We start from the raw sequence: 25,404 nt of genomic DNA on the forward strand, positions 1-25,404 counted from the left end.
ACGGTTACGGATGGGCGTGGCCCCGAGTGCGGTCCGATGAGCGGGCGCACGGCTGAGGAAAGAGACGGCGAACGTGGTGTGGTCGGGTAGCTGGGTCGCGGAGCGGCTGGGCGTCGAGCTCGTGGGCGACGGCGAACTGCGGGAACTGCTGGGCCTCGCCCTGCGGCGCAACCCCAAGCGGGCACATCTGCTCGTGTCCCAGGTACTCGGCAAGCATGTGCCGCAGTACCCCTCGGTGGTCTACGGCGCCGGATTTGAGCTCGGCCGCCAGGTCCGGGACCTGCTCGGGGAGGCCGGGGCGCGGCACGCGGTCGTGCTCGGCTACGCGGAGACGGCCACCGGCCTCGGCCACGCGGTCGCCGACGGGCTCGGCACGGCACCGTACCTGCATTCGACGCGCCGCCCCGTGGCGGGCGTGGCACGGGCGGGCGGCTTCGAGGAGTCGCACTCGCACGCCACCTCGCACCTGCTGCTGCCGGAGGACCCGGACCTGCTGGCGGGGGACGCGGACCCGGCGGGTTCGGCCGGCACGCCGGGTGCGGCTGCCGGGCCCGGTCCGGCCGGTACGTCGGATTCGGCCGACGCGGTGCTCGTGCTGGTGGACGACGAGTTCTCCACGGGCAACACCGTCCTCAACACCATCCGTGCCCTGCACGAGCGCTACCCGCGCAACCGCTACGTGATAGTCGCCCTGGTCGACATGCGCTCACCGGCCGACCGGGGCCGGCTGGCCGAGTTCGCGGCGGAGATCGGCGCCCGCGTCGACCTGGTGGCGAGGAACTCGGGCACGGTCCGCCTCCCGGACGGCGTCCTGGAGAAGGGGCAGGCGCTGGTCGCGGCGGAGGAGGCGGCACAGGACTCGGCACCGGGTGCCGGGACGGCGGCGCCGCCGCCCGCGTCCGGCGCCGCCCGCCCTTGTACCCGGGTGGACCTCCGGTGGCCCGCCGGTGTGCCCGACGGCGGCAGGCACGGCTTCACCCCCGAGCACCGCGCCCGGCTGGAGGCGGCCCTCCCCGCCATGGCGGACCGGATCGCCGCAGCTCTGGCGGACGGGGCGCCGGAGCTGGCCGGGCCCTCGGAGGGGGACGAGGTCCCGGCCGGAGGCGGGGTGCGCCGTGTGCTGGTGCTCGGCTTCGAGGAGCTGATGTACGCGCCCCTGCGCCTGGGCACGGCTCTGGAGGACCGCCTCGGCGCCGAGGTCCGCTACTCCACCACGACCCGCTCCCCGGTCCTCGCGGTGGACGACCCCGGGTACGCGATACGTACCCGGCTGGTCTTCCCGGCCCACGACGACCCGGCCGACGGCCCCGGTGACCGGTACGCGTACAACGTCGCGGGCGCCGGGTTCGACGCCGTGGTGGCCGTCGTCGACTCCATCGCGGACACGCCGGAACTGCACGCCCCCGACGGACTGCTGGCGCGGCTCGCCCCGCACACGGCCCAGGTCCTCCTGGCGGTGGTGCCCTCGTACACACCGACACCGGCATCGATACAGCACCCGACACCGGCATCGCTACAGCACCCGACACCGATAACGGCATCGACACCGACAGAGGCGATACCCGAGGCGGCGGGCCGGCCCGCGCCGTCCGCGGCCCCCGTTCCGTCGTACGCCCCCGACCGCCAGGAAGAACCCCGCATGCTGCCCGAGCCCCTCCGCGGCCCCGCCTTCTCCTCCTACGCGCCCGACGAGGTCGGCTGGCTGCTCCAGGACCTCTCGGACACCGAGCTGGAGGCGCCCACCGAGGAGCGCGAGGAGGCGATACAGAGCGGTGGCGCGCACTACGCCGAGTCGCTGCCCGTCGAGTACCAGCCGTCCGACGCCTACCAGGACCTGTTCAAGGCGGCGCTGGACCTGTCGGCCGTCCGTATCGCCCGCGCTGTCGGCGCCGTCACCGAGACCGTCCTCGCCGAGCGCGGCCCCCGCCCCGTACTGGTCTCGCTGGCGCGGGCCGGTACGCCCGTCGGCGTACTGATGCGCCGCTGGGCCCGCCACCGGCACGGCGTCGACCTGCCGCACTACGCGGTCTCCATCGTGCGCGGCCGGGGCATCGACGCCAACGCCCTGCGCTGGCTGGCCGCCCACCACAACCCGGCCGATGTCGTCTTCGTCGACGGCTGGACGGGCAAGGGCGCCATCACCCGCGAACTGGCCGCAGCCATCGCGGAGTTCGAGGAAGCCGACGGAACCGAGGGCTTCAACCCGGAGATCGCGGTCCTGGCCGACCCCGGCGGCTGCGTCCGTACGTACGGCACCCGCGAGGACTTCCTGATCCCCTCGGCCTGCCTCAACTCCACGGTGTCCGGCCTGATCTCCCGTACGGTCCTGCGCTCCGACCTGGTCGGACCGGACGACTTCCACGGCGCGAAGTTCTACCGCGAGCTCGCCGGTTCGGATGTCTCGGGCCACTTCCTCGACACCATCGCCGACCGGTTCGGCGAGGTCGCGGACGCGGTCGATGCCGATGCCAAGGAACTGCTCACCGCCGACCGCGCACCCACCTGGGAGGGCTGGGCCGCAGTGGAGCGGATCAGCGAGGAGTACGGCATCCACGACGTGAACCTGGTCAAGCCGGGCGTCGGGGAGACGACCCGGGTCCTGCTGCGCCGGGTCCCCTGGAAGATCCTCGCCAAGCGCGGCGCCGGTGCGGACCTGGAGCACATCAGGCTGCTGGCCGAACAGCGCGGCGTCCCGGTCGAGGAGGTCGACGCACTCCCGTACACCTGCGTCGGGCTGATCCACCCCAAGTACACGCGCGGCGCGACCGGCGCGGACGGCAAGGCGGTGGAGTCCAAGTGAGCGCCCACGCTCCCTCCCCGGTGACGCTGGTCGCCAGCGACCTCGACCGCACCCTCATCTACTCGGCGGCCGCACTCCAGCTCCCGATGCCGGACGCGGAGGCCCCCAGGCTCCTCTGCGTCGAGGTGTACGACCACAAACCGCTCTCGTACGTCACGGAGGCGGCGGCGGAACTGCTCGTCGAACTGGCCGCCGCCACGGTCTTCGTGCCCACCACCACCCGCACCCGCGAGCAGTACCACCGCATCCATCTCCCGGGGCCGGCACCCCGGTTCGCGATCTGCGCCAACGGCGGACACATCCTCGTGGACGGCGAGTCCGACCCGGACTGGCAGCGGACGGTGGCCGGCCGGCTGGCCGACGAGTGCGCCTCGCTCGCCGAGGTCCGCGCCCACCTCGTGTCCGCGGCCGACCCCGCCTGGCTGCTCAAGGAGCGGGTCGCCGAGGACCTCTTCGCCTACCTCGTCGTCGACCGGGCCCAGCTGCCCCCGGACTGGCGCCAGGAGCTGGCCGAGTGGGCGGAGCCGCGCGGCTGGTCCGTCTCGCTCCAGGGCCGCAAGATCTACGTCGTGCCGAGGCCGCTCACCAAGAGCGCGGCGATGCGCGAGGTGGCCCGCCGTACGGGCGCCGAGCTCACGCTCGCCGCCGGTGACTCCCTCCTGGACGCCGACCTGCTGCTCGCCGCCGACCACGGCTGGCGCCCCGGCCACGGCGAACTGGCCGACGCGGGGTGGAGCGCCCCGCACGTGGAGGCGACGGCGGAGCGGGGCGTGGCCGCGGGTGAGGAGATCCTGCGGCGCCTCCTCCTGCGCGCGTCGAGCCTGGGCCAGGCCGCCTGACCGACCGAGGACCGTGTCGCCCGCCGCGCCGCCGCACCGGCTCGAACCGGCTGCGTCCGGCGGCTACAGTCGCCGCGTTCCCGCCCGCCGGGGGAGCACGTGGCCGAGCAAGGAGTTGTGCGATGACCAAGGGCAACGAAACCAAGATCACTGACGAGCTCTACGCGTACATGCTGGCGCACAATCCGCCGCTGGACGCGGTGCAGCGCGAGCTCGTCGAGACCACGTACGCCCGTCTCCCCGACCACGCGGGCATGCAGTCGGCCGAGGAGCAGGGCCCGCTGCTGGCCTTCCTCGTCCGGCTGACCGGGGCCCGTCACATCGTGGAGGTCGGCACCTTCACCGGCTTCTCCGCCCTGTCGATGGCGCAGGCCATGCCCGCCGACGGAAAGCTGATCGCCTGCGACGTCTCGGAGGAGTGGACGGCGTACGGCCGCGAGGCATGGGAGAAGGCAGGCGTGGCCGACAGGATCGACCTGCGGATCGCCCCTGCCCTGGACACGCTGCGGGCGATGCCCGCCGAGCCGCACATCGACTTCGCCTACCTCGACGCGGACAAGGGCAGCTACATCCCCTACTGGGAGGAGCTGGTGCCCCGGATGCGCCGGGACGGCGTCATCGCCACGGACAACGTGCTCTTCCACGGCCGCGTGACGGACCCGGACGCGACCGGCGGAGCGGCGGCCATCAAGGAGTTCAACGACCACGTCTCCGCCGACGCGCGGATGGACAGCGTGCTGCTCACGGTGTCGGACGGCCTGACCCTGTCGCGCAAGCGGTAGCCGTAGCGGGCGGAGACAAGCGGTAGGCGGCCGTAGCGAGCCGCAGGGGCTGGAGGATCAGCCGCAGCAGCCCCCGCCGCAACAACCGCCGCCTCCGCCACCGCCGCCCGACGGCGCGGGCCCGGAACCGGCCGCGCCGCCGACGGCGACGGCGGAGAGCAGCTTCACGGTGTCCTCGTGCCCGGCGGGGCAGGAGGCGGGGGCCGACGACTCGGCCATCGGGCGGCTGAGTTCGAACGTGTCTCCGCAGGAGCGGCAGCGGTACTCGTAACGAGGCATGCGCTCAGGTTATCCGCAGAGCCCGGGTCCCGGGCAGAGGCGCTGTCACGGGCACGCGCTGCGGGGCCGGTACCTGGCACCGGCCCTACAGCCACCGCCCGGATGCGGATGACGGCCGCACGACGACGGGCATCTCCGCACTCTGCCGCCGCCGACCGAGGCGTTCCTCGTCTGCGGCTTCCTCGGGGTGGCGGGTCCGCCAGTACGGGTTGTCGTGCGGGAGCCCGCCGCTGACGCGCCCGTACATCCCGAACATCATCAGCAGCAGCCCGACGACGAAGGCGAACAGCACGTTCTGGATCCGGAAGGCGAGGAAGTTCATTCCGGTGTCCAGCACCGCGAGGCCCACGAAGCCGCTGAGGATGAAGGCGACACCGAGGACCATGTTGAGGGTCGAGGCGAAGTTGCCGCTGATCACCATCCCGATGAAGAGCAGCAGTCCGACGCAGATCGACAGCACGCTGAGCGCGCCGTTGGTGCTGAGGCCGGCGACCATGTCGCCGCCGGTGCTGAAGAAGCCGATCTTGTCGATCAGCCCGAGGATGCCGAAGGCCAGCAGCACCAGGCCCATCAGCCCGGCCCCCACCCGGTAGACGCGGCTGAGGCGGTGGTCGACCGGCAGGTGCTCATCGAGCCGAGTGGCCCTGCGGTGAGCGGCGGGCCGTCGTGCGGGACGCTGGACACGGGTCGCATGGGGCGCATGGGTCGCCATGGAGGAGCCTCCTTCGGCCACTACCAGGATCGCTCCATGAGGGATGCGGCGCACGTCAGGACCGTCGCGTCAGCACACCGCACCCACAGCAGCGCTCAACTGCTGCAACTGCTGCAACTACTCCGGCTACCTCAGCTACCTCAGCTACTTCAGCGACCTCAGCTTCCGGCTCCACGCTCCTCGCGGATCTCGGAGACCACGTGCGCGGCGGTCTTGCGGACACCCTCCGTGACGGTCAGGAAGTGCCAGTAGTCGGGATGGCGCCCCTCAAGGCCGCTGACGGCCTGGTCGAGCCGGGCCACGGCGTCGTCCAGCGGGCGGGCGTGGCGCGGCTCGGGAGTGTTGCGCCCGGCCATGGCCAGCCGCTGGGCGTCCCGGATTGCGAACCGGGTCCGCTGGATCTCCTGCTGCGGGTCCTTGGCCACCTCGTTCAGCCGGTGCAGCCGGTCACCGGCTGCGGACACCGCCTCATCGGTGGCATTGAGCAGGGCCCGTACCGTGCTCAGCCGCGACGTCGCATCGGCCCAGCGCTGCTCGCTGCGCGCCTTCGCGGCCTCCTTCAGCTTCTCCTCGGCCTGGCGGACATTGATCGCGGCCTGCTCCGGAACGGGCTGGAGGTCCTGCCAGCAGGCGGCCGAGAACCGCCGCCGCAACTCGCTGAGCACGGGCTCGACGGAGCCGGCCCGGGTGGTCAGGGCCTCGGCGCGCGTACGCAGCGTGACCAGCCGGCGATCGATCTCGGCGGCCCGCTCGGGCAACTGGGCCGCCTCGGCCCGCACCGCCTCGGCGTCGCGCAGCACCCGGTCGGCACGCTGGAGGGTCTCGGCCACGCCGTGCCGGCCGGCCCCCTGGTTGAGCTTGGTCAGCTCGGGGGCGAGGGCGGCAAGCCGGGCGGCGAGCTCATCCGCTCGCAGTCCGGACTCCCGCACCGCGTCGAGAGCATTGCTCGCGGACAGGAGCGCCTGCCGGGCCCGCTCCACAGCGGGCGCGAGCCGGGCGAGCTGGGTCTCGGCACTGCCGAGCAGCGGCCCCAGACCGGCCGCGTACCGGTCGAGCTCGCCCTTGACCCGTACGAGGTCGTTCTTGGCGGAGGACAGCTGAGCCTTGGCCTGCGTCGCGATCGACGGTTCGAGATCGTCGCGGTCCAGATCGTGCGCGTCCACGGCGGTGATGTAGGCGCTGCTGGCCGCGTCGATGGACCGTCCGAGCGCGGCGAAGTCGTCCACTGCCTTGCGCGCGGCCGGAGAGCTGTCCACCGCGGTGATCGTCTCGATCGAGATCTGTAGATCGCGCTGGGCGGTGTCCAGCTCGTAGAAGGCCTCGGCGGCGGCATCCTTCGCCGCCTGGGCCTCCGCCCGCTGCCCCTCCCCGCGCCCGCCGAACCAGCGCCGCGTGCCGCCCCCTGCGAAGGCACCCGAAAGGACGCCCGCGAGCAGCGGCACCGGCAGCAGCATCAACCCGAGGACGTCACGGACCCCACGGCCCCGAGGGACGTCTCTGACGGCGGAACTCGCACCCGCTCTCGCCTGCGGCTTCGCGTGTGTCGCCGTCACATCCCTCTCCCGTGCCGATTCGCCCTGCCCGGTACATTCTCCCACCAGGTAAGGACGAACACACGGGCCGGTTAGTTCGCGGTTCGCACCTTGACTTCGCCGTTGTCGCTCCGGGCCTTCACCACATGGGAGCTGTTGCCGCTGCGCGGCACCTCCACCGACGTGTTCCCGTTGTCGGCGCTGGTGGTCACCGCGTACGAGGTGCTGCCGGGCGGCAGCTCGATGACGACCCTGCCGTTGTCACTGGTGGTGTCCACCAGCGTCGGCACGGCGGTGAACCCGAGCCGCACCGCCCCGTTGTCCGAGTCGGCCCGCACGGTCGGGCCGGAGATCCCCTCGGCGACGATGCCGCCGTTGTCGCTGTTCAGCTTCAGCGGCCCGCTGGTGTCGCGCACGGTCACTTCGCCGTTGTCGGAGCGCAGGTCGAGCGCGGTGTCGAAGCCCGACGCCACGATCTTCCCGTTGTCCCCGTGCACGGTGACCGCCACCCCGCGCGGCACCTTCACCTGCTGCTTGGCCGCGCAGTTGCTGATCAGGGCCTTGCACTTCACCTTCAGCGACAACGTGCCGCCGTCCATGTCCCAGCGCGGATCGGGCCCGCTCCCCAGCACCACCCACCCGTCGACCTGCCGGGTCACCTCGACCTTCTTCACGTCGGCCGGTACGAGTTCCAGCGTCGTGTTGGCCGTCTCGATGGTCAGCGTCCTCCCACTGAACGCGAACGACTTGTGCTCGACCGGCGCGTCGTCGGTGTCCGCCCCGCCGCAGCCGGAGAGTACAAGAGCGGCAACCACCGCTCCGCCGGACGCGATGAGTGTGCGGGCATGGGTGCGGGTGCGCATGCGGTGTGCCACGGTGTTCGTCCCCCAGATGGTGCGCCGGTCGGCTCGCCGTACTGCCGGTTCGCCGTACTGCGTTCCGGCTCACGGTATGGGTGCGACGGCACCCCGGGGAATCAGGACCGCTACCGTATGCGGGGTGGGGATATCCCCCGACTCCCGCCCTTGCCCGGCGGCCCGGCAGCGCCCCGGACCACCCGGGCCGCTGCCCCCGGCAACCGTTTGTGACCAGGGGCCGTAGTCCATGTACGCTGTTGCCTCATCCACGGGTGCGTAGCTCAGGGGTAGAGCGCTGCTCTTACAAAGCAGATGTCGGCAGTTCGAAACTGCCCGCGCCCACAGTAAGAAACCGCAGGTGAGAGCCTGCTTTGGCCCCCCGGTCGATCGCGACCGGGGGGCCGCTTCATGCTCAGAGTCCACTAAGAGTCCACGTGCCCACGGGATCGCGCTCTCTCGTCACCCGATAGAGGGAGTGGAAACGTGGGCGGTACACCGTAGAGTGCGGCGCATGGGAGGGGCAGGTGTGTCTCCCCGCGCGCGCCTGACACGCGCCTCCCGGATTCTGCGGTGCCCGAGCGGGGAGGCTTGGCCCGCAGAAGCGAGACCCCCGCCGTGAGACTCGGCGGGGGTCTTCTGCTGCCCAACGTAGACCGCCCCGCGCCCGTTTGGGCGCGGGGCGGGGCGCCTTGACCGAGTCATAGCGCCATCCGGCGCAATCTGGCGGACACGCGAACGCCATTGCGCAGGTAGTGACCGGGACAGAGCCCGGAAAGTTCATGATCAAATATGTACCATCGATGGTACTGACATAGATCTCGGCAGGCCAGAGCGTTGACGGGGTGCCGACCGAACCCCTACCCGACTGGGTACCCACCCGCCGCCGGGCCATCGGGGACCGCGTCCGAGCCGCTCGCGTCGCCGCGCGCCTCACTCAGGAGGAAGTGGCCGGCCGATGCGGACTTGACCGGAAGACGGTGAACCGGCTGGAACAGGGCCACACGTCTCCGCTGCTCGATCACCTCCTCCTGATCGCCGACGCGATCGGCGTGGACCTCGCCGACCTCGTGCGGGGGTAGGAGCCCCGGCCCGCCCCTGCGGGCCGGGGCTCCCCATCCGCGGGGTCGTCACACGGATAGGCGCCCGCTGCCGCCTGCTGTGGAAGGACAGGCGGCAGCGGGAGGTCTAGGCCCGGCGGGTCGGGTACGACACCGGGTGCGCCCGCGACTTGGTGCACGGGACCTTGTGGACGTAGATGGTGGTCCCGGCCCCCGTGGCCGCGTACATGGGGATCGGCTCGGCTTCGTCCGGGCGCATCAGCTGGTCGCAGTGGTCGCAGATCACCGGATCGCCTCCTTCGGGGTCGCGACGAGGCGACAGCGCACGAGCTCCTCGAACTCCGTATGCCCGGTCCGGCCGGCGTGCTGGAGTGCCCAGTTGTCCGGGGCGAGGTGCGAGGGGCTCGGGTCGGACTCCTCCTCGCATCCGGGGGCGCAGCAGCGGATGCGCCAGACCGGCCGAGGCGCCTCGCCGCGGGGGGCGCCGATCGTCCACTCCACGAACCGCATGACCGACCGGCTCATCGGCGGGCCTCCCGCCAGGCGCGGCCGAGCGTCGCCGAGGTGGGGCACGCGGCCCCGGCCCGGCAGGCGGCGCACTGGGTGGTGTGCGCGAGGAACACCCTGTATGCGGCGTCAGTTCCTGCCGGCCGGTGGCGCGGGCACTCGCAGTCCGGGTATGCCGCGCTGCGGTCCACCGTCGTGACGGGCGCGACCTCGGACTGTGGCCGTACCACACGGACGGTGCCTGCCCGGCTCACCTCGTACACCTTGAGAGTCATCATCTCGACATCGCCCCTGGTCATCACGCCGTCACTGGCTGGTGATGCCATGGTGGGGGCACAACAAGGCCCCGACTATCACGGGATGGTGATAGTCGGGGCCAAGGGTTGACGCAGAGTCAGGCGCCCAGCCAGGAGCCGTAGGAGAGGAAGCTGTCCGGCAGCTGGCGCTTCGCCGCCTCCAGTCCTGAGTACGTCTCGCGGACCGTCTGGTGGTACCTCGCCTGCTGCGGCGCCGCCCGCCTCGCCCGCAGCAGATTCGCGAACGCATCATCCAGCGAACCGTCCCACATCTGGGCCCGCGCCAACTCGGCGAAGTGGTGCGATTTCCGCGAGGCCGGCCACGCCTTCGGCACGGTGATGGTCTGACCGATCTGTGCGGCCTGCCCGTACTCGTCGAGCTCGGCCAGCACGCTGACCCGGTGTACGGCCACATTCGTCGGGCCGAAGGACAGCCAGTGGACGTCCGAGGCGTCGCCCGTCGCGGCCGCGATGCGCTCCGCTTCCGCAAGATGGCCGTCCGCTGCCGCCCGATCCTGTGCCCGTCCGGCCATCACCGCCGCGCCGAGATGGAGTTGCCCGGTCAGAACGTCCCGCTCCCGGCCCGGGTCGGACTGCTCCAGGATCCCGAGCCCCATCCGGATCAGCCGGTCCCCGGTGCGGTACTGCCCGGCCCGCAGGTAGGTGAGCGCGCGCATGTACCGGTACATGCCGCCCACCACGGCGCCGGACCCGCGCTCGGCCGCCCACTCCATCCGCGACAGGGCGATCGTCGCAAGGTCCGCGTAGCCCAGCTTCGACGCGACGTCGTACGCGGTGCGGTAGTACGAGGCGAGGAGCAGCCACCCCTCGGACGTGCCGGCCAGGTGTGCCGCCGTCGTCGCTTCGAGGAGCAGGCCGGGGAGCTGCGTAGCGGTCTGCTTGATCTCGGCCGCGCGGACAGCGACGAGCAGGTGCTCGGCGTCGTCCTGGAGCAGTTGCTGCGGGCGGGGTTGGATTTCCGGGTCCGGCCCGAGGTCGTACACGTCCAGTGCCTCGCGGATCGGCTGGATCAGTATGTCCAGCTGATCGGCTCGGAGTTCGGTGGCGTAGGGCTGGCCGGTGACCGTGGCGATTTCGACTCGCAGCGCGCGGGCCACGCTCGCGATGAGGTGCGGCGACGGGGGGAGGATGCCCTGCTCGGTCTTCGTAAGGGTGGAGTAGGGAATCTGCGCGAGGTCGCACAGGGCTTTCTGCGTGAGGTGGCGTTCAAGGCGCAGCCGTTTGATGCGTGCGCCGGTGTGGTCATGGGGCAGAGCGTGCATACTGAACTCCGTTCTGACTCGACACCAGAACGGTACCCGCCGCCGAGGCCGCTGGTACTTCCGATGGCCCCACCTTCCCCGCGACGGTGGGGCCATCGCGGTTTCCGGGAGCCGCCGTCGTACGATCCGGCCGTGGCAATCGAACTGACAGATGAGCTCATCGAGCTGGAGCGCGCGGCCTGGGCCGAGCAGCAAGAGGGACGGCTGACGGTCGCGACCGCAGCCCGAGTCCAGGCCGCGATCACGGCGTACGCCGAGGCGACCGGGCAGGGCAGGTACGACGTCGAGCGGGAGCTGAAGCGCATCGTCCGACACCCCGAGCCCGGCACCGACTGACCCCGGACACGACGAAGCGCCCCCTGCCACCGGCCGTAGCCGGGACAGGGGGCGCTTCAGTTCATCCCCGCAGTGGCGGGGAGCAGCTACCAGTCCGTACGCAACGCGAGTTCATGCACGGGACATCCCCGCATCCGCGGGGAGCAATGTGACCACTGTAGCCGGGTGGGCGGTCGCTGTCCGGCAAATGGCAAGGCGGCCTTGTTGACAACTTCGCCCCACGTGGGGCAAGGTTGAGTCATCGCCACGGGCAACCGCCTGGCACCAGGGAAGGGGCACACCATGACCACCGACATTTTCGAGGGCATGACCGGCCGCGGACTCATCTCCTACGACCTGTGCGACGAGGCCATGGAGACGTACGGCCTCACCCAGCGCGAGGCACACGAGGCCATCAGCGCCTTCGTGCAGGGCCTCGCCGACGACGACTCGGCCATCATCCTCGACCGACAGCCCACCCGGCCCGAACTCCTGGTGAACAACCCCGGCGACGTGGACGTTGACTACTGGGTCACCGTGTCCGACGAGACCGCCGACCACATCCGGGGCGCGCTCGCCGCCTCGTTCGAACCGGTCGCCTGATCCCGCCGAATCCGAACCACTGGAAATGGAGCACCTGATGGCCCAGCACCCTGAGATCACCGTTGCCCTGGTCCGCGAACTACTCAACAGCCCTGCCGGGGGCCCGGTTCTGTACATCGACGAAACGGGGCAACTCGCCGTCGGCAGCGAAATCCACGCCCCCCGCAGCAGCGTCGTAGCCACCCGCGAAGAGGCGTCCGACTACTTCGGGGAGCACCACGTCGACGGCCTCGACGACGACACCATCAGCGACCTGCTCCCCGGAACCGAGGACTGGGTCGAGAACACCCTCGCCGCCCTGAACGACTGACCTCCACAGCAGCAGCGGCCCGCCACCGAATGGACCACCGTGGCGGGCCGTACTGGCACGGAAGGAACCCACATCATGACCGACCCCACCCCTGAGCTGTGGACGCGCGACGACATCGCAACCCACCTGGGGATCGCCCCCGGCAGCGTCCGCCGATGGATCAGCAGGCACCAGGTGCCGCGCGTTGATTTCGTCGAGGTGGCCGGTCGACCGATGGCCCGATACCGGGCGGCGGACGTTCGCACGGCGGCAGCGTCCGCGCCCGGTCGCGGAGCGCGCACCGACCGCCCCCGAGCCTGAACACACGAAAGCGCCCCGCCACCGGCCGTAGCCGGGGCGGGGCGTTGTGGTTCATGAGCGGCGACGGTCGAGCAGCGCGTACGCGGCCGGGGACGTCGTCGGGTTGGGTACGGCCGGGGCCCCGTCGCGCCGGCAGACCAGCGCATCCGGATCCGACGGCGGGGGCTGGAGCGAGTACCCGGCCGGGCAGGTCTGACCGCTGGCCCCGTCGCTCCCGTCCTTCCCAGCGGCACCGTCCTTGCCCGCGGGGCCCGGCGCGCCTGCCGGCCCCTGCTCGCCCGCGGGGCCAGCAGGCCCAGCCGGGCCGACCGCCCCCGGTGCGCCGCCCATACCCTCGCGGCCAGCAGCGCCCGACGGGCCCGGGGCGGGGGTGGCCGAGGCGCCGGTCGCACCGCGCTGGCCACGCGCACCGCGGGCGCCCGTCTCCCCGACGGGCCCCGGCGGTCCGGGGATCGGCACCGGCACCTCGGCCCGCGCGGGCAGATCCTCCACCGCGTCCCCCGGATCCGGGGCCGCCGGGGTGCCGCCCCGGGCCTGGACCTGCGCGCGCAGCGTCCGCACATCCGTCGCCAAGGTGGTGACCGCGGTACCCCGCCGGTCCGCCTCGGTGGCCAGCTCGTCCGCGCGGTCCTGCGCCCGGCCGATCAGCAAGAAGGCCAGCGCCAGGCCGCCGCCCAGGAACAGCAGCGCCGCCGTGACCCAGAGGCCGCGGCGGCGCCGGTAGAGCAACCTCTCCGTTCTCGTCACGGCGTCCCCCCGAGCTGGGCAACCAGCATCCGCAGGCGCGTCGTCTCCGCCTTCTCAGCCGCCAGTTCGGCGCGCAGGGTGGCCAGGTCTGAGCGCAACTCAGCCCGCTCCTCCTGCAACTGGTCGGTCAGACTGTTGTATCCGGTCAACGCTCCGCCCTCCCGGGCCGCTCTCGTGGCGCCCCGGGACCCGTAGGCGGCCGCTGCCGCGGCGAACAGCGAGGCCAGCACAGCGGCCAGCGCCCCGACCATGGCAGCGTCCATACGTACTCCCGTGGTGCTCGGTGGGCAGCTCAGACGCCCTTGGCGAGCGGGTCAGCGACATCGCGCGGCGTGTGCTTCGCCTTCCACCCGGCGAGGAACGCCAGCCCCGCCGGAACGAGGGAAAGGAGCGGGGCCTGTAGCCACGCGGGCAGCGGGCCGAGCAGCGAACTGTCCGCCTGCACGGCGTTGAGAACGGCGGCGGCCAGGCCGACGACGAACGTCATGACGGTCGCAGCCGTCACCTTGGACTCGATCGGTGCAGCCATGGGTCAGGCCTCCTGGCCGTTGATGTCGACGGTGATGACGGCGTCCTTGATGGCGGCCTCCACTGCGACGATGACCGCCGAGGTGTCGACGCCCTTGCCAGCGAGCTTGGCCAGCGCGGTGATGGCCGCGGTCTGCGCGGCGAGGCGCTTGTCCATGGAGCGGATGCGCGCCTGCACGTCCCTGATGACGGACTGCGGCTGCCAGCTCTTGTTCGTCTTGATGTCCTTCGCGTCGGCCGGAGCGGCGATCGCGTCGGTCGTCCACACCGCGTCGTAGATGTCGCGCTTGGTAATGCCCGCCATGGGGTCCTCCTCGGTTGTGGGGTTCTTCCAGTTGGGGTCGGCAGACGTGATGCCGCCGGGGTAGGTGGGGTAGCCGTAGCCGTACACGTAGGCGTCCCGGCGCTGCCGCACCTTGCGGTACACCCCGTCGCCCTCGGCCGACCCGGAGACGTTCGTGTTGCCCTCGATCGTGGTGATCGTGGACGTGTCGTAGGCGATGACGATTCCGGTGTGCGACCCGCCGCCCGGCCCGAAGAAGACCGCGGCCCCGATCGCCGGGTACTCCGACCACCGGCCGGCCTTCCTCCACCACGCCACCGCGAGCGCGCACGACGCGGTCACCGGGTACGAGCCCTTCGGCATCCCGGCCGTCTGAAAAGCCCACGTGGTGAACGTCTGGCACCAGGCCTGGTTCTGCGACCACTCCAGGCCGGGGACGGCGGGGCTGTAGCGCTGGTAGTTGTTCCAGTGGCCGCCGGAGCGGCCCTCCTGGTAGCCGACCTCGGCCTTGATGATGCGGGCTACGTCGGCAGCGGTACCGGCCATGGAGACCTCCAGACATGACGAAGCCCCGGCCGGTCGGCGCGGGGCAGGTGAGCGGGAAGGACTGGTCAGGTGGCGGTCTGGTAGGTGCCGTAGCCCCGCAGCGAGTAGCCGGCCGCAGGGGTGACCGGCGAGGACTCGGTCATGGCGTTCCAGTCACCGAGCAGAGTCTGGGACGGCATCCAGATGTTCTCGGTGCCGGTCGAGCTGTTCGAGAGGGGCTCGGCGCCCATCATGAAGTTCGAGGCGGCGGTGGTGTTGTACGTCCAGTTGAGGACACCCGGGGTGCCCGACGGGATGGACCCGGCCTGGAACGGAAGGCTGAGCCGCCAGCTGCCTGACCCATACGTCGTCGTGCTGCCGAACAGGACGTAGATCACGACCGTGCACATGCGGCCGACCTTCATGTACTGGCCGCCGAGAGTTCCGTTCCCGATGGACGGGGCCGTGCCGGTCGCCGTCCATATCGGGGTGTATGGCGTCCACGCCCCGAACATCGAATTGAACTGGTCGCGGATCTCCTGGTTGAGCAGGGCGGCGTCTACGGTCTCGCCGACCACCCAGGTTTTCGGGCCGAACGTCACGGCTGCTCCTCGGGGGCGGGGTCAGCTGGGGCTTCCGGCTCCTCGGGGATGGGCGGAGCGGGATTGCGGGGGTCATCGGGGTGGAACCAGAACCGGCGCACCAGAGCCAAGGCCTCGGCCTCGGCGGCGGCGATGTCGTCGGGCACGATCAGCGGCACCCAGTCGCGCTGGCACTGCGCGCACCCGAACCGGGGGTCGAGGACGGACACGATCCAGGCGGCGCCGCAGGTGCACTCGGCCACCCAGCGGCCGTCGTCGATCCGCGCGTACAGGCCGGGGTCGTCGGGGACGAACGCGGTGGGCACCGGCACCCGCCAGCCGAACCGCGTCTCCACCCACCGGTACAGCAGCTCAGCACCGGGGACCTGCGACCAGTCCTGGGCGGTTTGGCCGCGGCGCGGGGGCGGCGGCAGGTAGTTCGTCTCGGCCTGCACAATCGCGTCGGCGGGCAGTGCGTCTGTGGCCATGGTTCCTCCGGTCAGTAGGCGAGTCGTGTGGTGGATCCGAGCACGGAGTACTCCGGGTCGTCGAGGATCCAGATTGAGTCGCGGGCGCTGGCGCTCGTGCGGAACTCGATCAGATGGCTGTTCTCTTTGAGCGTCTCGGTGTAGCCCTCGACAGTGACGCGCATCTCCAGTGCCGATGACTGGGCGGGCAGGTCGTACACCGTGAAGTACGAGCTGATGTCCGCGTCGAGGATGTCGAGGAACGTGGCCATCGTCGCGGCCTCGATCGGCACCTCGCGCAGCTCGGGGGCGGGGTCGGCGTACCGGGAGACCAGCCACGACGCGGCATCGGCGACCGAGCTGTCCGACGTCTTGAGCACGGTGAGCTGCTGCTCGTACACGCCGAACGCCTCGACGGACGAAGCGTCGGTGACGATCTGCGTCGCCCCGTTCGGGCGGGACGCCTCGACCTGGTTGCAGAGTTTCTGGTCATCGTCAGCCAGCTGAATGCCGGGCTCGACATCCGCGTACGAAATCGCGAAGACCTCGGCGCCGGCGCTCGGGTTGTACCGCAGATCACGGGACTGGTACGCCAGCCCGTAGTAGTCCCGCTCGGCGTACAGCCGACCGCTCTCCGTCGCCTCAACTTCCTGAAGCCGGGCCACGATCGACGTGCCAGTCGGGCCCTGCGACGCGACCGGGTCGAAAGTCGACCCGAGCAGCGTCACCGACTCCAGGCCCGCGTACCGGGCCAGGCGCTCGACCCGCCAGTCGGAGGACTCCCCGCTGAACCCGGTTCGTGCGTCCGACGCCACGGCGTACACCGAGCCGACCGGCCCGTTCGCGAGGTGCAGGGACAGGTGCGCGATCTGCCCGGAGAACAGGCGGGCGCTCCGGTAGCCGCCCACGTAGATGGTCCGCAGGTCTGGTGACGACGTGGCGGGCAGTATGCCGCCCGCCGCCGCACCATCGACGTAGACGCGCTTCGCGGACCCGTCGTACACGACGTGATGCCAGGCTCCGTCGGCCAGATTGCCGCTGCTGCTGGTACCGATGACCAGGGCGGTGCCGTCCTGCGTGGACTCCACCGTCAAGACGCCGCTGCTGTTCAGGGAGAGCACCAACTGTGATGTCCGCAGCGGGTCGCTCAGCCCGAGGATCGCCCTGCCCGCCGTCGATGTCTTGATCCACACCTGAACGTTGATCGCCCACGTAGTGCTGTCCGCCGCCATCTGCGGGCCGAGATCCCCGACCAAGTACCGACCAGCCGTCGCTGACGCGGGGGTGAACGACACCGCGCTCTCACCAGTTTCGGGGACCCCCTCCTCACCGAACACCAAGGTCCCGCCCGCCCCGACTTGAGTGGAGGCCAAGGCGCCGATCCCGGCCCCGACGACCGATCCGGCAGCCGCCGACTCAACCGGCTCCGCCAGCGGGAAGTACGCAGCGGGGAAGGAGAACGTACCGGTCACGGTGTCACGGGTCAGCACCTCCATACCCAGCATCGACCGCAACGGCGGCTGCCGGTTCAGCCGCTTGAAGAGGTCCGTCGCGCTGATGCTGACCGTGCTGAGCAGCCCTTCCCACTGGACGGGCCACTCGTTGACCATGCCGTAGAAGCGGGGTCGCACCCGGGCGCCGAGAAGATCCCACTCCACGTAGTCCGCGGTCCCGCCAGTGCGGGTCGCGTTGAACTCGATCTGGACCGTGTTGGTGTTCACCCAGGCCGGGGTGGCGAGCGATCGGCAGATCGTCCAGTCCCACCCGTCCGGGCTGGTCTCGAAGAACAGGACACCGGTCGTCTCGCGGATCCGGAGCCAGGCGTGGGCGATCGGGTCGTAGGGGACCGACACGGCCCCGGCGTCGGCGGAGCTCACCTCCGACGCGGCACGCAGCAGTCCGTTGACGGCGTTGTACGACCAGCGCAGTCGAGTCCCTGTCGTCTGCGAGTACACCCACATCGACATCGACGTGGACGAGCTGCCGTTCGCCCCAGGCGGGGTCGCGAGTTTCACCGAAAGCGCGGCGCCGGCCAGGGACCATTCCCGGTTCGATGTCTGCCTGGACACCACCCCCGGGACGAGGGGCAGCCGCAGCCGTCCACCCACCTGCACCGCGCCGTTGGCCGTCGTCCACATCGACGGGTCCGCCACGCCGGAGTCGAACGCGTCGCCCATCATGTTGAGCGAGTACGGGGCCGCCCCAGACCGGACAGGGATGACCGCCTGCGACACCCGGATCGGGGCGTTGCGCCGCACGTTCGGGTAGTACGGCGAGTTCGGGTTCCCCGGGGTCAGTGCCCCGTCCGCATTGTCCAGGACCATCGTGCAGCTGCCGGGCTGGATCTCCGACAGTTCGTCCGACGCGCCCCGGTCGATCCGTACTCCCTGCACCTGGTCCACCCGGGCGGTGAGGTCCGTCCAGCGGATCGCCGACGGCGCCTGGATCTGACCGCCCCATCCCACTTCCACGAGGGTCGGCATCAGCGAGCCACCGCCACTGCGCGCCCCTGCGACCGGCCGAACTTCACCATGATTCGCTCCACTTCCCGGCCGACCGCGACCGGATCCATCGCCCCGCGCGCATCGACGTTGACCGTGATCGAAGACCCGCCACCGCCACCCACCACAGCCGACCGGCCGATGACCGGCCGCACACCCGCGACCCGCCCAGACACCACACCGAGAGCAGCGTCGAGGACCGGCATCGGCTGGGTCAGCCCGCGCGCCAGTCCCTCGGTGGAGTACCGGCCGAGCTGCGCCATCACCGTGGACGGGGACTTGATCCCAAGGGCCTTCTTGATGGCCTTCTGCATGCCCTGCGCGATCTTCGTCATCTGCTTTTCGATCGCGTCTTGCTGCGACGTCAGCCCCCTCAGGAATCCCTTCCCGGCCTGGGTGCCGCTGTCGTAGAGGGCGTCCGCCCCTGCGCGCCCCAGCGACGTCGTGGCGGTGTCGAGCGACGTCTGCGTGGCGTTGATGGACTTCAGCGTGGATGACGACGCGCCGGCCAGAGCCGACGCGTAGGCGTACCCCTGCTCCGGACCCATGTCGAGGATCTGCCGGATCATGCCCTTGGACAGGCCGCGCTTCGCGAGGGTGTCGATGTAGCTGGTGAAGGTCTTGATCTGCGCGAGCTTCTGCTGCAGCCCGGCCTTGATGCTGCCGGCCGACACCTCACCGTCCGCGATGCCGAGCTGCCCCAGCGTCGTCTCCTGGCGCGCCGCCGTCCTCACGGTGGCCGCGTACTTCTTCGCCGTCGCGATCTTCGCCGCGAGGTCGTCCCGCTTCTTGGCCAGGACCTGCAACCGCCGCGTGTCCGTGTTGACCATCGCGACCAGGCGGGAGTCCTTCGTGGTCCGGCTGCCCCTCCACGCAGCCCAGATGTCCCGGACCAGATCCCTCGACACGGCGGAGATCTTGCCCTTGGACCCGGTGAGCCCGATGATCAGGCCCTTGCCCGCGTCGGCCGCGAGCGCCTTCGTCTTCTTCGACGGAGAGTGAATCTCCAGCTCGTCCCGGATCCCGGAGAGCACCGCCGCACCGAGACCGCGGCCGCCGGCCTCGACTCCGCCCGTGGACACGGTCATGCCCGCGCGCAGGCCCAGCCCGGCGTCCCGGCCGGCGCGCGAGGCGTCGGACACCATGGCCATGCTGTCGCCGTGGGAGTAGACCTCCGTCCCGCCGCCGCCGAACCGCATCAGCTCGGGGCCTTCTTCACCCACCCACGCCAGCTCGCCCGGCTGCGGCTTGCCGCCCGAGGCGTACCCGCCGATCGACTGCGCGAAGCTGGACGGGTTCTTGTTGGACCGGTACTGCACCATGACGCTGACGGTCTTGGAGTGCACCGTGTCCAGGGCGTACCGGGCCTGCGAGACCTTCGCCCGCAGGTCGGAGATCTCGCCCCGGATCTTCGCCGTCTTTGACGACGGCGCGGCGGCCAGGCGCTTCTTCGCGTCAGCCAACTTCGCCTGGAGATCCTCCAGGTTCCCCTTCAGTTTCGCCGTCTTGTCCGGGGTTTTCAGGATCTGAGCAGCGAGCGCCTGCGCCTGCGACTTCGTCAGCCCCATCGCCTGCGCCGACGCGAGCAGGCGCTCGCGGCCTCGGGCATAGATCCCGTTGACCGTCGACCACGACGCCCCGGACTGCCGCGCTGCCGCCGTCGCCTCATCCGTCTTGGACGCGAGGTCGTTCAACGCACTCGCGGCGTTCCGCGACTTCTCCGAGTTGAGATTCAGCCGACCGTTGGTCATGTCGAGCGCGCCGGCGTTGTCCTTCGCCGCCTTCGCGGCCGCGTCGATCGCCGCCTCGAACCCGATCATCCCGCCGAGCCCCTGGCGGTTCACGTCGTTCAGGGCCTGAATCGACTGCCGCAGACCGTCCGCGCTGGCCTTCTGCGCATCCAGCTTCTGCTGCACCTGCAGCGCCTGGGTACCGAACAGCCCCATGCTCTGAGCTGCGAGTTGCTGCTCGAATGCGGCGTCGGCCAGCGCCTCCTTGTACTCCGTCAGCCTGGTACTCAGGCCCGACGTCTCGAACCCTTGCTGGCCCATCTGCTTCTTGATACGCGCCAGAGCGGCTGCGGCAAGGTCGGCCTTGCCGCCCTGCACCAGTCCGGCGAGGCTCTTGTCGAGTGCCTCGATCTCCTTCTTCGCCTCCTTGATGCCGACAGGGTTCTTGTCGAACCGCTTGAAGAAGTCGTCCGCGTTCTTCGCACCCATGACGCTGAGGCTGGCCATGAGGCCGCTCAGGTCGTTACCGAAGACGCGGGCGGTCTCGCCCGCGACCTTCCCCGAGTCGGCGAACCGGCCGAGACTGCTCGTCATCTTGTCGATGTCGGGCGGGGCCGCCTTGCCCTGCTGCGACAACTCCATCAGGCCGATGACGAGGAGCCCGATACCTGTACCAGCCGCCGCGATCTTCGCGCCGCGCGACATTGCGCCGATGCCCGCCGTCACCGCAGCCAGCCGCCCCGGCGCACCAGCAGCAGCAGCTTGCATCGCAACAAGTTGTGCGGCGAAGGCGGCCATCGCGGTGCGGGCAGCAGTCACTCCTACGGCCGCGAGCTTCACGGCCTTGATCGCAAGCGCGAGCTGCAGCATCACAGCGATCGCATCGGGCGGTACCGCAGACACAATCCCCGACAGGGCGTTCACGATGTCGAGCATCCCGACACCGACATCCGACCCGGCCTGCAGCAGGTTCGTCAGCGCGCGGGCCACGTTGCTGACCGTCTCGGCTACGACCGGGCCCTGCGCGCGGGCGTAGTCCATAAACTCCGAGAACCCGCCGCCAACCTTCCCCGAGTCGCTGACGCGCATCAGGTGGATCAGCTGGTCATCGACCTTGCGCAGGGTGGTGTTCGCGAACGTCGTGAACTTGCTGTTGAGCCGGTCGAGGCCGGGCGACTCCATGGCGCCGCCGAGGGCCGTCATCATCCGGTCGAGCTCACGCCCGGTCCCCTTGACCAGGCCTTCGGTTTTCGGCAGCAGTGCGTTCGCGACGGCCAGGCCCTTGGTGAACGCGGGCATCGTGTCGCCCGCGAGCGAGTCGGACCAGGCCTTGGCTGAGTCCTTCAGCAGCCCCAGCGCGACCGCGGCCTTACGGGTCTCCGGCGGCAGGTCCGCCATCACGTGCTGGTACTCCAGCTGCGCCGTGATCGCCGCCTCCGACGTACGGCCGCTCTTCGCTACCGCGTCGTCGTACTTCTTCTGCGCCTCGCCCGCCTCGGTCAGCGCACTGATTTGCGGAATCAGAGCACCGGTGAACGCGAGCGTGGCCACAGCCACAGCCCCGGCACCAGCCGCGAGCGGGGCCAGCGACGCGGCGGCCGGGATCGCCGCCGGCGCCAGACTGATGAGGGTCCCCTTCAGCGCCTCGCCCGCCTTGGCACCGAGGTCGGTGTCCCGCTGCATCGACGCCATGGACGTCGTCGTGTTCGTCGCCAGACGCCGCATCGCCGCATCACCGTTGATCGATGCCGCGAGGAGGTCCCGACCCAGCCGGTTCGCATGGCGGCCAGCCCCATCGAGGACGCGAGACAGGTGGTCGCGGCCGTCGAGCAGGAACGTCAGCCGGTTCGCCACGGTCACTCACCTCCGGATTGCTGAGCCTGCTGGTGGGCGTCCATCCAGAGGACGAGGGCGTAGAAGTCATCGACCAGCTGCGCATCGACGACGTGGGGCGGCATGTTCAGGAGGTGGGCGAAAAGGCCGAGGTACTGAGCTCGGGCGTCGCAGACGTCGAGGGCGCTGAGCTCGTCGGCACGGGAGCTCCCTCCGCCGTCGGCGCGAGGTCTTTTCCCCCGGCCTCGGCTGCCGCCTGGCACTGCTCGATGTACGCGCGGGCGTGATCCGGATCCATCGCCGCCGCAGGCACCTCACGCAGGGCGTGGGCGATGTCCGCCGGGCTGAGGTCCGGATCGGCGGCGTTCAGCTGGAATCCGCCGTCTACCCAGTTCTCGATCTCCTGCTTGTCGCAGCGGGTGACCATCTCGTCCACGCCCGGATCGAACTCCCCGAACCTCAGCGACGGGTTGTGGCGCTTCTTCAGCACCCAGGTCACGGCGCGCATCGCGTCGAGATCCTCGACGCTCAGCCCCTCCTTGATCTGCGGCCACTTCATGTCGATCGTCCGCGCGACGATCGACGCCTCCGACGTCAGCAGCGTGCGTGCGTCGTACTGCTCAGGCTCTCCGCCGGCCGGGGTGTAGACCACGATCACAGGGCTGCTCCTACTCGATACGGCGGCGCACGTCGTCCAGGACGCGCGCCACTTCGGATTCCATACGGGGGGTGTGGCGGCGGACGACCCTGTCCCACCACAGGACAGTGCCGTCCTGCCGAGCCCATCGGCTGCGGTTGCCGAAGACGGGGTGACGGACGAACCCCTTGTCGTTGATCTGAGCGGGCACGCCCATCGGGAGGTCCCGGGGCAACAGGCCCTTGTCCAACCAAACTCGGGCGCCAGGCGCCCCCGAGGTACGAACGCTGATCCGAATGGCTGCGGCGATGGAGGCACGCAGCGGCCGCCTGGTGGGCGACCGCCCGCCGCGCTTTCCGACCTTGCGGCCTTGCGAGGTGATGGGCATGCTGCGGATGGTGTCCTGCAGCTCGTCGCGCAGCGGCTCAGCTGCGCGACGGATACGCCGCTGCATCGACGACCTGATGTTCTCGTGACCGGCCGCCCGCAGCTTCCGCTGTAGCTCCAGGAGCTGGCCGGTCCCGAGGATCCTGACCGAGCCGACAGCCATCGTCAGAGGGTGACGTCGTTGGACATGTACTCGATGGCCAGCGGGTTCGTCCCGTCGTACAGGCCGGTGAAGGACAGCGTCGGCTTGACGACATCGAAGCCCTCCACGCTGGGCGGCGCCTCGTCGAAGCGGATCGCGGGCAGCTTGACCGTGAACCGGCTGGGGTACGTCGGTGCGATCTCCGCACCGGAGAAGTCCCAGACGAGAGACGTCGCGGCGTCGCTGGTGTGGAGGTCGTCGAGGACGGTGTCGACGTAGTCCATCTCGATGCTGCCGGTCACCTTCACCTGGTCGTTGCTGATGGGCTCGGCCTTGAGGCCGGACGCCCCGGCGTAGAAGCGTTCCACGGCCATGGGGCGCTCGATCTTGATCGACACCTTGCGGATGCCGCTGCGTGCGATCTCAGTCCCATATGTGCCGGTCTTGAGCCCCATCTGCATGAAGTGGAACGGGGACATGCTCGGGTACGAAGCGGCCGCCAGGACGGACGTCTCCTCGCAGTCCTTCGAGTCGATCTCGAAGCTGGCGGTCAGCATGCCGCCGACCTCACACGAGAACTCCGCACTGATGATCTTGCAGCCCAGAAAGTTCTTCCTGGTCACCGTCCCCGTCGTGAGCGGGACACCCTTCTGGACCGTCAAGCTCTTGCCCGCCGTGTCCGCCAGGATGTGGGTCTGGAGGTAGGCGTCCGTCGTCGCCTGCTGCACCGGCGTCACCGTCGTACCCATCAGGGTCTGGAGCAGGACACCCATACCCTTCGTGGTGACCTCCATGTCCAGCGACCCGGCCGCCTGCCGCTGCGTCACCACCCGCCGCGACGACAACGGCAACAGCCGCCCCGCCGCGATCCCGGCAGACTGAGCCGTCGTCTTCTTGAGGGCCAGGCCCTCCTTCGTGAACTCGATGAACTTCGTCGGAGCCACGTACGTGCCGTACGTCGACTCGGCCGCGATACCGACCTGGGCACCGAGCCCGGAACCGATCGCCATGGGTCAGACCTCCTTCGAGGTGGTCGCGGACTTCGCCGCGGTGGTGGTCTTCTTCGCGGCCGGGGCGGACTCCGCCTTCGGCTCCTCGACGGCCTCCCAGCTGCCGGGCTGGCAGACGTAGCCCTCGAACCTGCTGTCGGGGACCTCGACCAGCTCGTCCGGTTGCACGGTCCTGCCCAGCTCCGGCACAGAAACCGGCCCGGCGCCGATGTAGCGCACTCGCGCCATGACGTACTCCTCCTACAAGGGGTGGGAATGGTCAGATGCGGGCGACGCAGCTGACCGTCCAGGCGATGCCCACTCGGGCCCCGCTGTCGGTGAATTGCTGCTGAAGGCGGTGGCGGGTCAGGTGCGCCCACTGCACCGTGCCGAGCAAGGTGGGTGCCTCGGGCTGCGCGGCGGTCGCACGCAGCGCGTCCTCAAGGACGGCCAGGAGCTCGTACGCCCGGCGGCGCCGCTCGCCGAAGTCCTCTTCACCGGACCACGACTCGATCCACCCGGAGATGTTGAACTCCTCGTCCCGGGTTCTGGCCCCGGCGTACGCGAAGTCCTGGGTGGACTCGGCAGACGCCTGGTCATCACCAACCGACCAGCCGACGGCGACCAGGTCCTCATCGGCCATGTCCGCCGTCGGCGGCCCGTCGATCACCGCCACACCAGCCAGCCCGGGGGCCTCGGTCAGAATCTGCACCAGCGCGGCGATCGCTGCAGGTACCGCGGAGGTAGCCATCAACCCACCCCCGGGGGAAGCCGTTCCGGCTCCAGCAACTGCAGCGCCCGGTTGGGAATGGCGTACCCGAACCCGTTGATGGGCTCGGAGACATCGAAGTCCCCGGTGCCAGGCTGGGGACGGGATGGGCCCTGGGTGGTGCGCCATAGGTGCTGAAGGATGATGCGCACGGCCGCCGTGATGCTCGCCGGGACGATCGGCCGGCCAGCCGTGTAGGCGACCCGGAGCGGGCCCGTGAGGGTACCGCCGTCGAGCCGCTGGACCAGTCCGGTGTCCGGGTCCAGGTCCAGGCTCGCCACGTCGTACGCGGCCCCGCCAGCCAGGACGGACGAGACGGAGACCAGCTCCAGCGCGGGAACGTGGCTGAGCGCGATGGTTCGGGCCCGGCCCACGTCGTGCCGCTCCTCGATCGTCCTCACGACGACCGGCCCGCACAGCCCCTCGATGCCCCGGGTGATGGACTCCGTCCACCCCCTGATTTCGTCGTCCCGGTCCGACCTGGCTGGCTTCAGCTTGAGGTGCTTCTTCGCGTCGGCCAGCGACAGGATCGTCGGCGGCGCCACCGGGCGCACGTCGAAGGTGTCAGTCCACGCATCCGCGGGGCCGGTGAATACCCACCGGACCGTGTGCCGGCCCGGCACCGTGGTGACGTAGTCAGCCTGGTACGAGCCAGTGTCTGGGGTCGTTTCCGTCGCGGTGGGGGTGGCGGTGGTGCCGTCCGGCAGGGTGACCGTCACCGTGACCGTGTCGGCCGTCGTGGGGGCGCCGCCCGGGTCCTGGCAGTCGGCGGTCAGGCGGACGGTTGCCCCGAGGTCGTACGGCACGATGCC

The 25,404-nt window shown here is 70.4% G+C and carries 29 protein-coding genes and 1 tRNA gene; 9 read left to right on the forward strand and 21 right to left on the reverse strand.

Features of this window, described 5'->3' with window-relative positions:
- Positions 1-73: 73 nt before the first annotated feature.
- From EDD93_RS18415 to EDD93_RS18425, 3 genes are all read left to right on the forward strand, one after another.
- Positions 74-2,800: a phosphoribosyltransferase gene (locus tag EDD93_RS18415; RefSeq protein ID WP_260255768.1), complete on the forward strand. Its 2,727-nt coding sequence runs from the start codon at positions 74-76 to the stop codon at positions 2,798-2,800.
- Complete coding sequence (locus tag EDD93_RS18420; RefSeq protein ID WP_123526170.1) at positions 2,797-3,639, forward strand: HAD family hydrolase; 843 nt, start codon at positions 2,797-2,799, stop codon at positions 3,637-3,639. The genes EDD93_RS18415 and EDD93_RS18420 overlap by 4 nt, the downstream gene beginning before the upstream one ends.
- Before the next feature lie 122 nt (positions 3,640-3,761).
- Complete coding sequence (locus EDD93_RS18425) at positions 3,762-4,421, forward strand: O-methyltransferase (RefSeq protein WP_123526171.1); 660 nt, start codon at positions 3,762-3,764, stop codon at positions 4,419-4,421.
- A 57-nt stretch (positions 4,422-4,478) separates the two neighbouring features.
- Here the strand turns inward: EDD93_RS18425 and EDD93_RS18430 are convergent, their stop codons facing one another.
- The 4 genes from EDD93_RS18430 to EDD93_RS18445 form a co-directional block, all read right to left on the reverse strand.
- On the reverse strand, positions 4,479-4,700 hold the full coding sequence (locus EDD93_RS18430) for a zinc ribbon domain-containing protein (protein ID WP_123526172.1): 222 nt from the start codon (positions 4,698-4,700) through the stop codon (positions 4,479-4,481).
- Between the two features lie 85 nt (positions 4,701-4,785).
- Positions 4,786-5,412 carry a DUF4383 domain-containing protein gene (locus EDD93_RS18435; protein WP_123526173.1) on the reverse strand — a complete coding sequence of 209 codons (627 nt, stop codon included), beginning with the start codon at positions 5,410-5,412 and terminating at the stop codon, positions 4,786-4,788.
- A 158-nt stretch (positions 5,413-5,570) separates the two neighbouring features.
- Entirely contained in the window at positions 5,571-6,965 is a 1,395-nt protein-coding gene (locus EDD93_RS18440) for a hypothetical protein (RefSeq protein WP_123526174.1), read from the reverse strand.
- A gap of 71 nt (positions 6,966-7,036) precedes the next feature.
- Positions 7,037-7,807, reverse strand: a complete 771-nt coding sequence (locus EDD93_RS18445; RefSeq protein WP_123526175.1) for a DUF4097 family beta strand repeat-containing protein — start codon at positions 7,805-7,807, stop codon at positions 7,037-7,039.
- Between the two features lie 264 nt (positions 7,808-8,071).
- Between EDD93_RS18445 and EDD93_RS18450 the strand changes: the two genes are divergently transcribed.
- Together EDD93_RS18450 and EDD93_RS18455 are read left to right on the forward strand one after the other, a co-directional pair.
- Positions 8,072-8,143: transfer RNA gene (locus EDD93_RS18450), tRNA-Val, on the forward strand.
- A gap of 500 nt (positions 8,144-8,643) precedes the next feature.
- Positions 8,644-8,880, forward strand: a complete 237-nt coding sequence (locus EDD93_RS18455; protein WP_123526176.1) for a helix-turn-helix domain-containing protein — start codon at positions 8,644-8,646, stop codon at positions 8,878-8,880.
- A 106-nt stretch (positions 8,881-8,986) separates the two neighbouring features.
- Here the strand turns inward: EDD93_RS18455 and EDD93_RS39615 are convergent, their stop codons facing one another.
- The 3 genes from EDD93_RS39615 to EDD93_RS18470 form a co-directional block, all read right to left on the reverse strand.
- Positions 8,987-9,145 carry a hypothetical protein gene (locus EDD93_RS39615; RefSeq protein WP_185092364.1) on the reverse strand — a complete coding sequence of 53 codons (159 nt, stop codon included), beginning with the start codon at positions 9,143-9,145 and terminating at the stop codon, positions 8,987-8,989.
- The gene (locus EDD93_RS18460; RefSeq protein WP_123526177.1) at positions 9,142-9,384 is read right to left on the reverse strand and encodes a hypothetical protein; all 243 of its coding nucleotides are present in this window, start codon (positions 9,382-9,384) and stop codon (positions 9,142-9,144) included. The genes EDD93_RS39615 and EDD93_RS18460 overlap by 4 nt, the downstream gene beginning before the upstream one ends.
- 376 nt (positions 9,385-9,760) lie before the next feature.
- The gene (locus EDD93_RS18470; protein WP_123526179.1) at positions 9,761-10,945 is read right to left on the reverse strand and encodes a helix-turn-helix domain-containing protein; all 1,185 of its coding nucleotides are present in this window, start codon (positions 10,943-10,945) and stop codon (positions 9,761-9,763) included.
- A 132-nt stretch (positions 10,946-11,077) separates the two neighbouring features.
- Here EDD93_RS18470 and EDD93_RS18475 point away from each other — a divergent pair, with 132 nt between their 5' ends.
- From EDD93_RS18475 to EDD93_RS18490, 4 genes are all read left to right on the forward strand, one after another.
- Positions 11,078-11,281, forward strand: a complete 204-nt coding sequence (locus EDD93_RS18475; protein ID WP_123526180.1) for a hypothetical protein — start codon at positions 11,078-11,080, stop codon at positions 11,279-11,281.
- A gap of 282 nt (positions 11,282-11,563) precedes the next feature.
- Positions 11,564-11,863 (forward strand): hypothetical protein, encoded by a 300-nt coding sequence (locus EDD93_RS18480; protein WP_123526181.1) that lies wholly within the window; start codon positions 11,564-11,566, stop codon positions 11,861-11,863.
- 37 nt (positions 11,864-11,900) lie between these two features.
- Positions 11,901-12,173 (forward strand): hypothetical protein, encoded by a 273-nt coding sequence (locus tag EDD93_RS18485; RefSeq protein WP_148083877.1) that lies wholly within the window; start codon positions 11,901-11,903, stop codon positions 12,171-12,173.
- Between the two features lie 75 nt (positions 12,174-12,248).
- Positions 12,249-12,473, forward strand: coding sequence for a hypothetical protein (locus EDD93_RS18490; protein ID WP_123526183.1), 225 nt, complete (start codon positions 12,249-12,251; stop codon positions 12,471-12,473).
- Positions 12,474-12,524: 51 nt separating this feature from the next.
- Here the strand turns inward: EDD93_RS18490 and EDD93_RS18495 are convergent, their stop codons facing one another.
- The 14 genes from EDD93_RS18495 to EDD93_RS18560 form a co-directional block, all read right to left on the reverse strand.
- The gene (locus EDD93_RS18495) at positions 12,525-13,220 is read right to left on the reverse strand and encodes a collagen-like protein (protein WP_123526184.1); all 696 of its coding nucleotides are present in this window, start codon (positions 13,218-13,220) and stop codon (positions 12,525-12,527) included.
- On the reverse strand, positions 13,217-13,483 hold the full coding sequence (locus tag EDD93_RS18500; RefSeq protein WP_123526185.1) for a hypothetical protein: 267 nt from the start codon (positions 13,481-13,483) through the stop codon (positions 13,217-13,219). The genes EDD93_RS18495 and EDD93_RS18500 overlap by 4 nt, the downstream gene beginning before the upstream one ends.
- 29 nt (positions 13,484-13,512) lie before the next feature.
- On the reverse strand, positions 13,513-13,749 hold the full coding sequence (locus EDD93_RS18505; RefSeq protein WP_123526186.1) for a holin: 237 nt from the start codon (positions 13,747-13,749) through the stop codon (positions 13,513-13,515).
- A gap of 3 nt (positions 13,750-13,752) precedes the next feature.
- Positions 13,753-14,577 (reverse strand): CHAP domain-containing protein, encoded by an 825-nt coding sequence (locus tag EDD93_RS40240; RefSeq protein WP_260255769.1) that lies wholly within the window; start codon positions 14,575-14,577, stop codon positions 13,753-13,755.
- 65 nt (positions 14,578-14,642) lie between these two features.
- Positions 14,643-15,158: a hypothetical protein gene (locus EDD93_RS18515; RefSeq protein ID WP_123526187.1), complete on the reverse strand. Its 516-nt coding sequence runs from the start codon at positions 15,156-15,158 to the stop codon at positions 14,643-14,645.
- Entirely contained in the window at positions 15,155-15,625 is a 471-nt protein-coding gene (locus EDD93_RS18520) for a hypothetical protein (RefSeq protein WP_123526188.1), read from the reverse strand. The genes EDD93_RS18515 and EDD93_RS18520 overlap by 4 nt, the downstream gene beginning before the upstream one ends.
- Positions 15,626-15,636: 11 nt before the next feature.
- Complete coding sequence (locus EDD93_RS18525) at positions 15,637-18,087, reverse strand: LamG-like jellyroll fold domain-containing protein (protein WP_123526189.1); 2,451 nt, start codon at positions 18,085-18,087, stop codon at positions 15,637-15,639.
- Positions 18,087-21,689 carry a hypothetical protein gene (locus EDD93_RS18530; protein WP_260255770.1) on the reverse strand — a complete coding sequence of 1,201 codons (3,603 nt, stop codon included), beginning with the start codon at positions 21,687-21,689 and terminating at the stop codon, positions 18,087-18,089. Before EDD93_RS18530 ends, EDD93_RS18525 begins: the two co-directional genes overlap by 1 nt.
- A 106-nt stretch (positions 21,690-21,795) precedes the next feature.
- On the reverse strand, positions 21,796-22,320 hold the full coding sequence (locus EDD93_RS18535; protein WP_148083878.1) for a hypothetical protein: 525 nt from the start codon (positions 22,318-22,320) through the stop codon (positions 21,796-21,798).
- 16 nt (positions 22,321-22,336) lie between these two features.
- Entirely contained in the window at positions 22,337-22,855 is a 519-nt protein-coding gene (locus tag EDD93_RS18540) for a hypothetical protein (protein ID WP_123526191.1), read from the reverse strand.
- A gap of 2 nt (positions 22,856-22,857) precedes the next feature.
- A complete protein-coding gene (locus EDD93_RS18545; protein WP_123526192.1) occupies positions 22,858-23,844 on the reverse strand; it encodes a phage tail tube protein in 987 nt (328 codons plus the stop codon).
- A 3-nt stretch (positions 23,845-23,847) separates the two neighbouring features.
- Positions 23,848-24,072: a hypothetical protein gene (locus EDD93_RS18550; protein ID WP_123526193.1), complete on the reverse strand. Its 225-nt coding sequence runs from the start codon at positions 24,070-24,072 to the stop codon at positions 23,848-23,850.
- 31 nt (positions 24,073-24,103) lie between these two features.
- Positions 24,104-24,574 (reverse strand): hypothetical protein, encoded by a 471-nt coding sequence (locus EDD93_RS18555; protein ID WP_123526194.1) that lies wholly within the window; start codon positions 24,572-24,574, stop codon positions 24,104-24,106.
- Positions 24,574-25,398, reverse strand: a complete 825-nt coding sequence (locus tag EDD93_RS18560; protein ID WP_123526195.1) for a hypothetical protein — start codon at positions 25,396-25,398, stop codon at positions 24,574-24,576. The genes EDD93_RS18555 and EDD93_RS18560 overlap by 1 nt, the downstream gene beginning before the upstream one ends.
- Positions 25,399-25,404: the final 6 nt, after the last annotated feature.

The sequence above is a fragment of the Streptomyces sp. 840.1 genome, from assembly GCF_003751445.1.
Classification (GTDB): Bacteria; Actinomycetota; Actinomycetes; order Streptomycetales; family Streptomycetaceae; genus Streptomyces.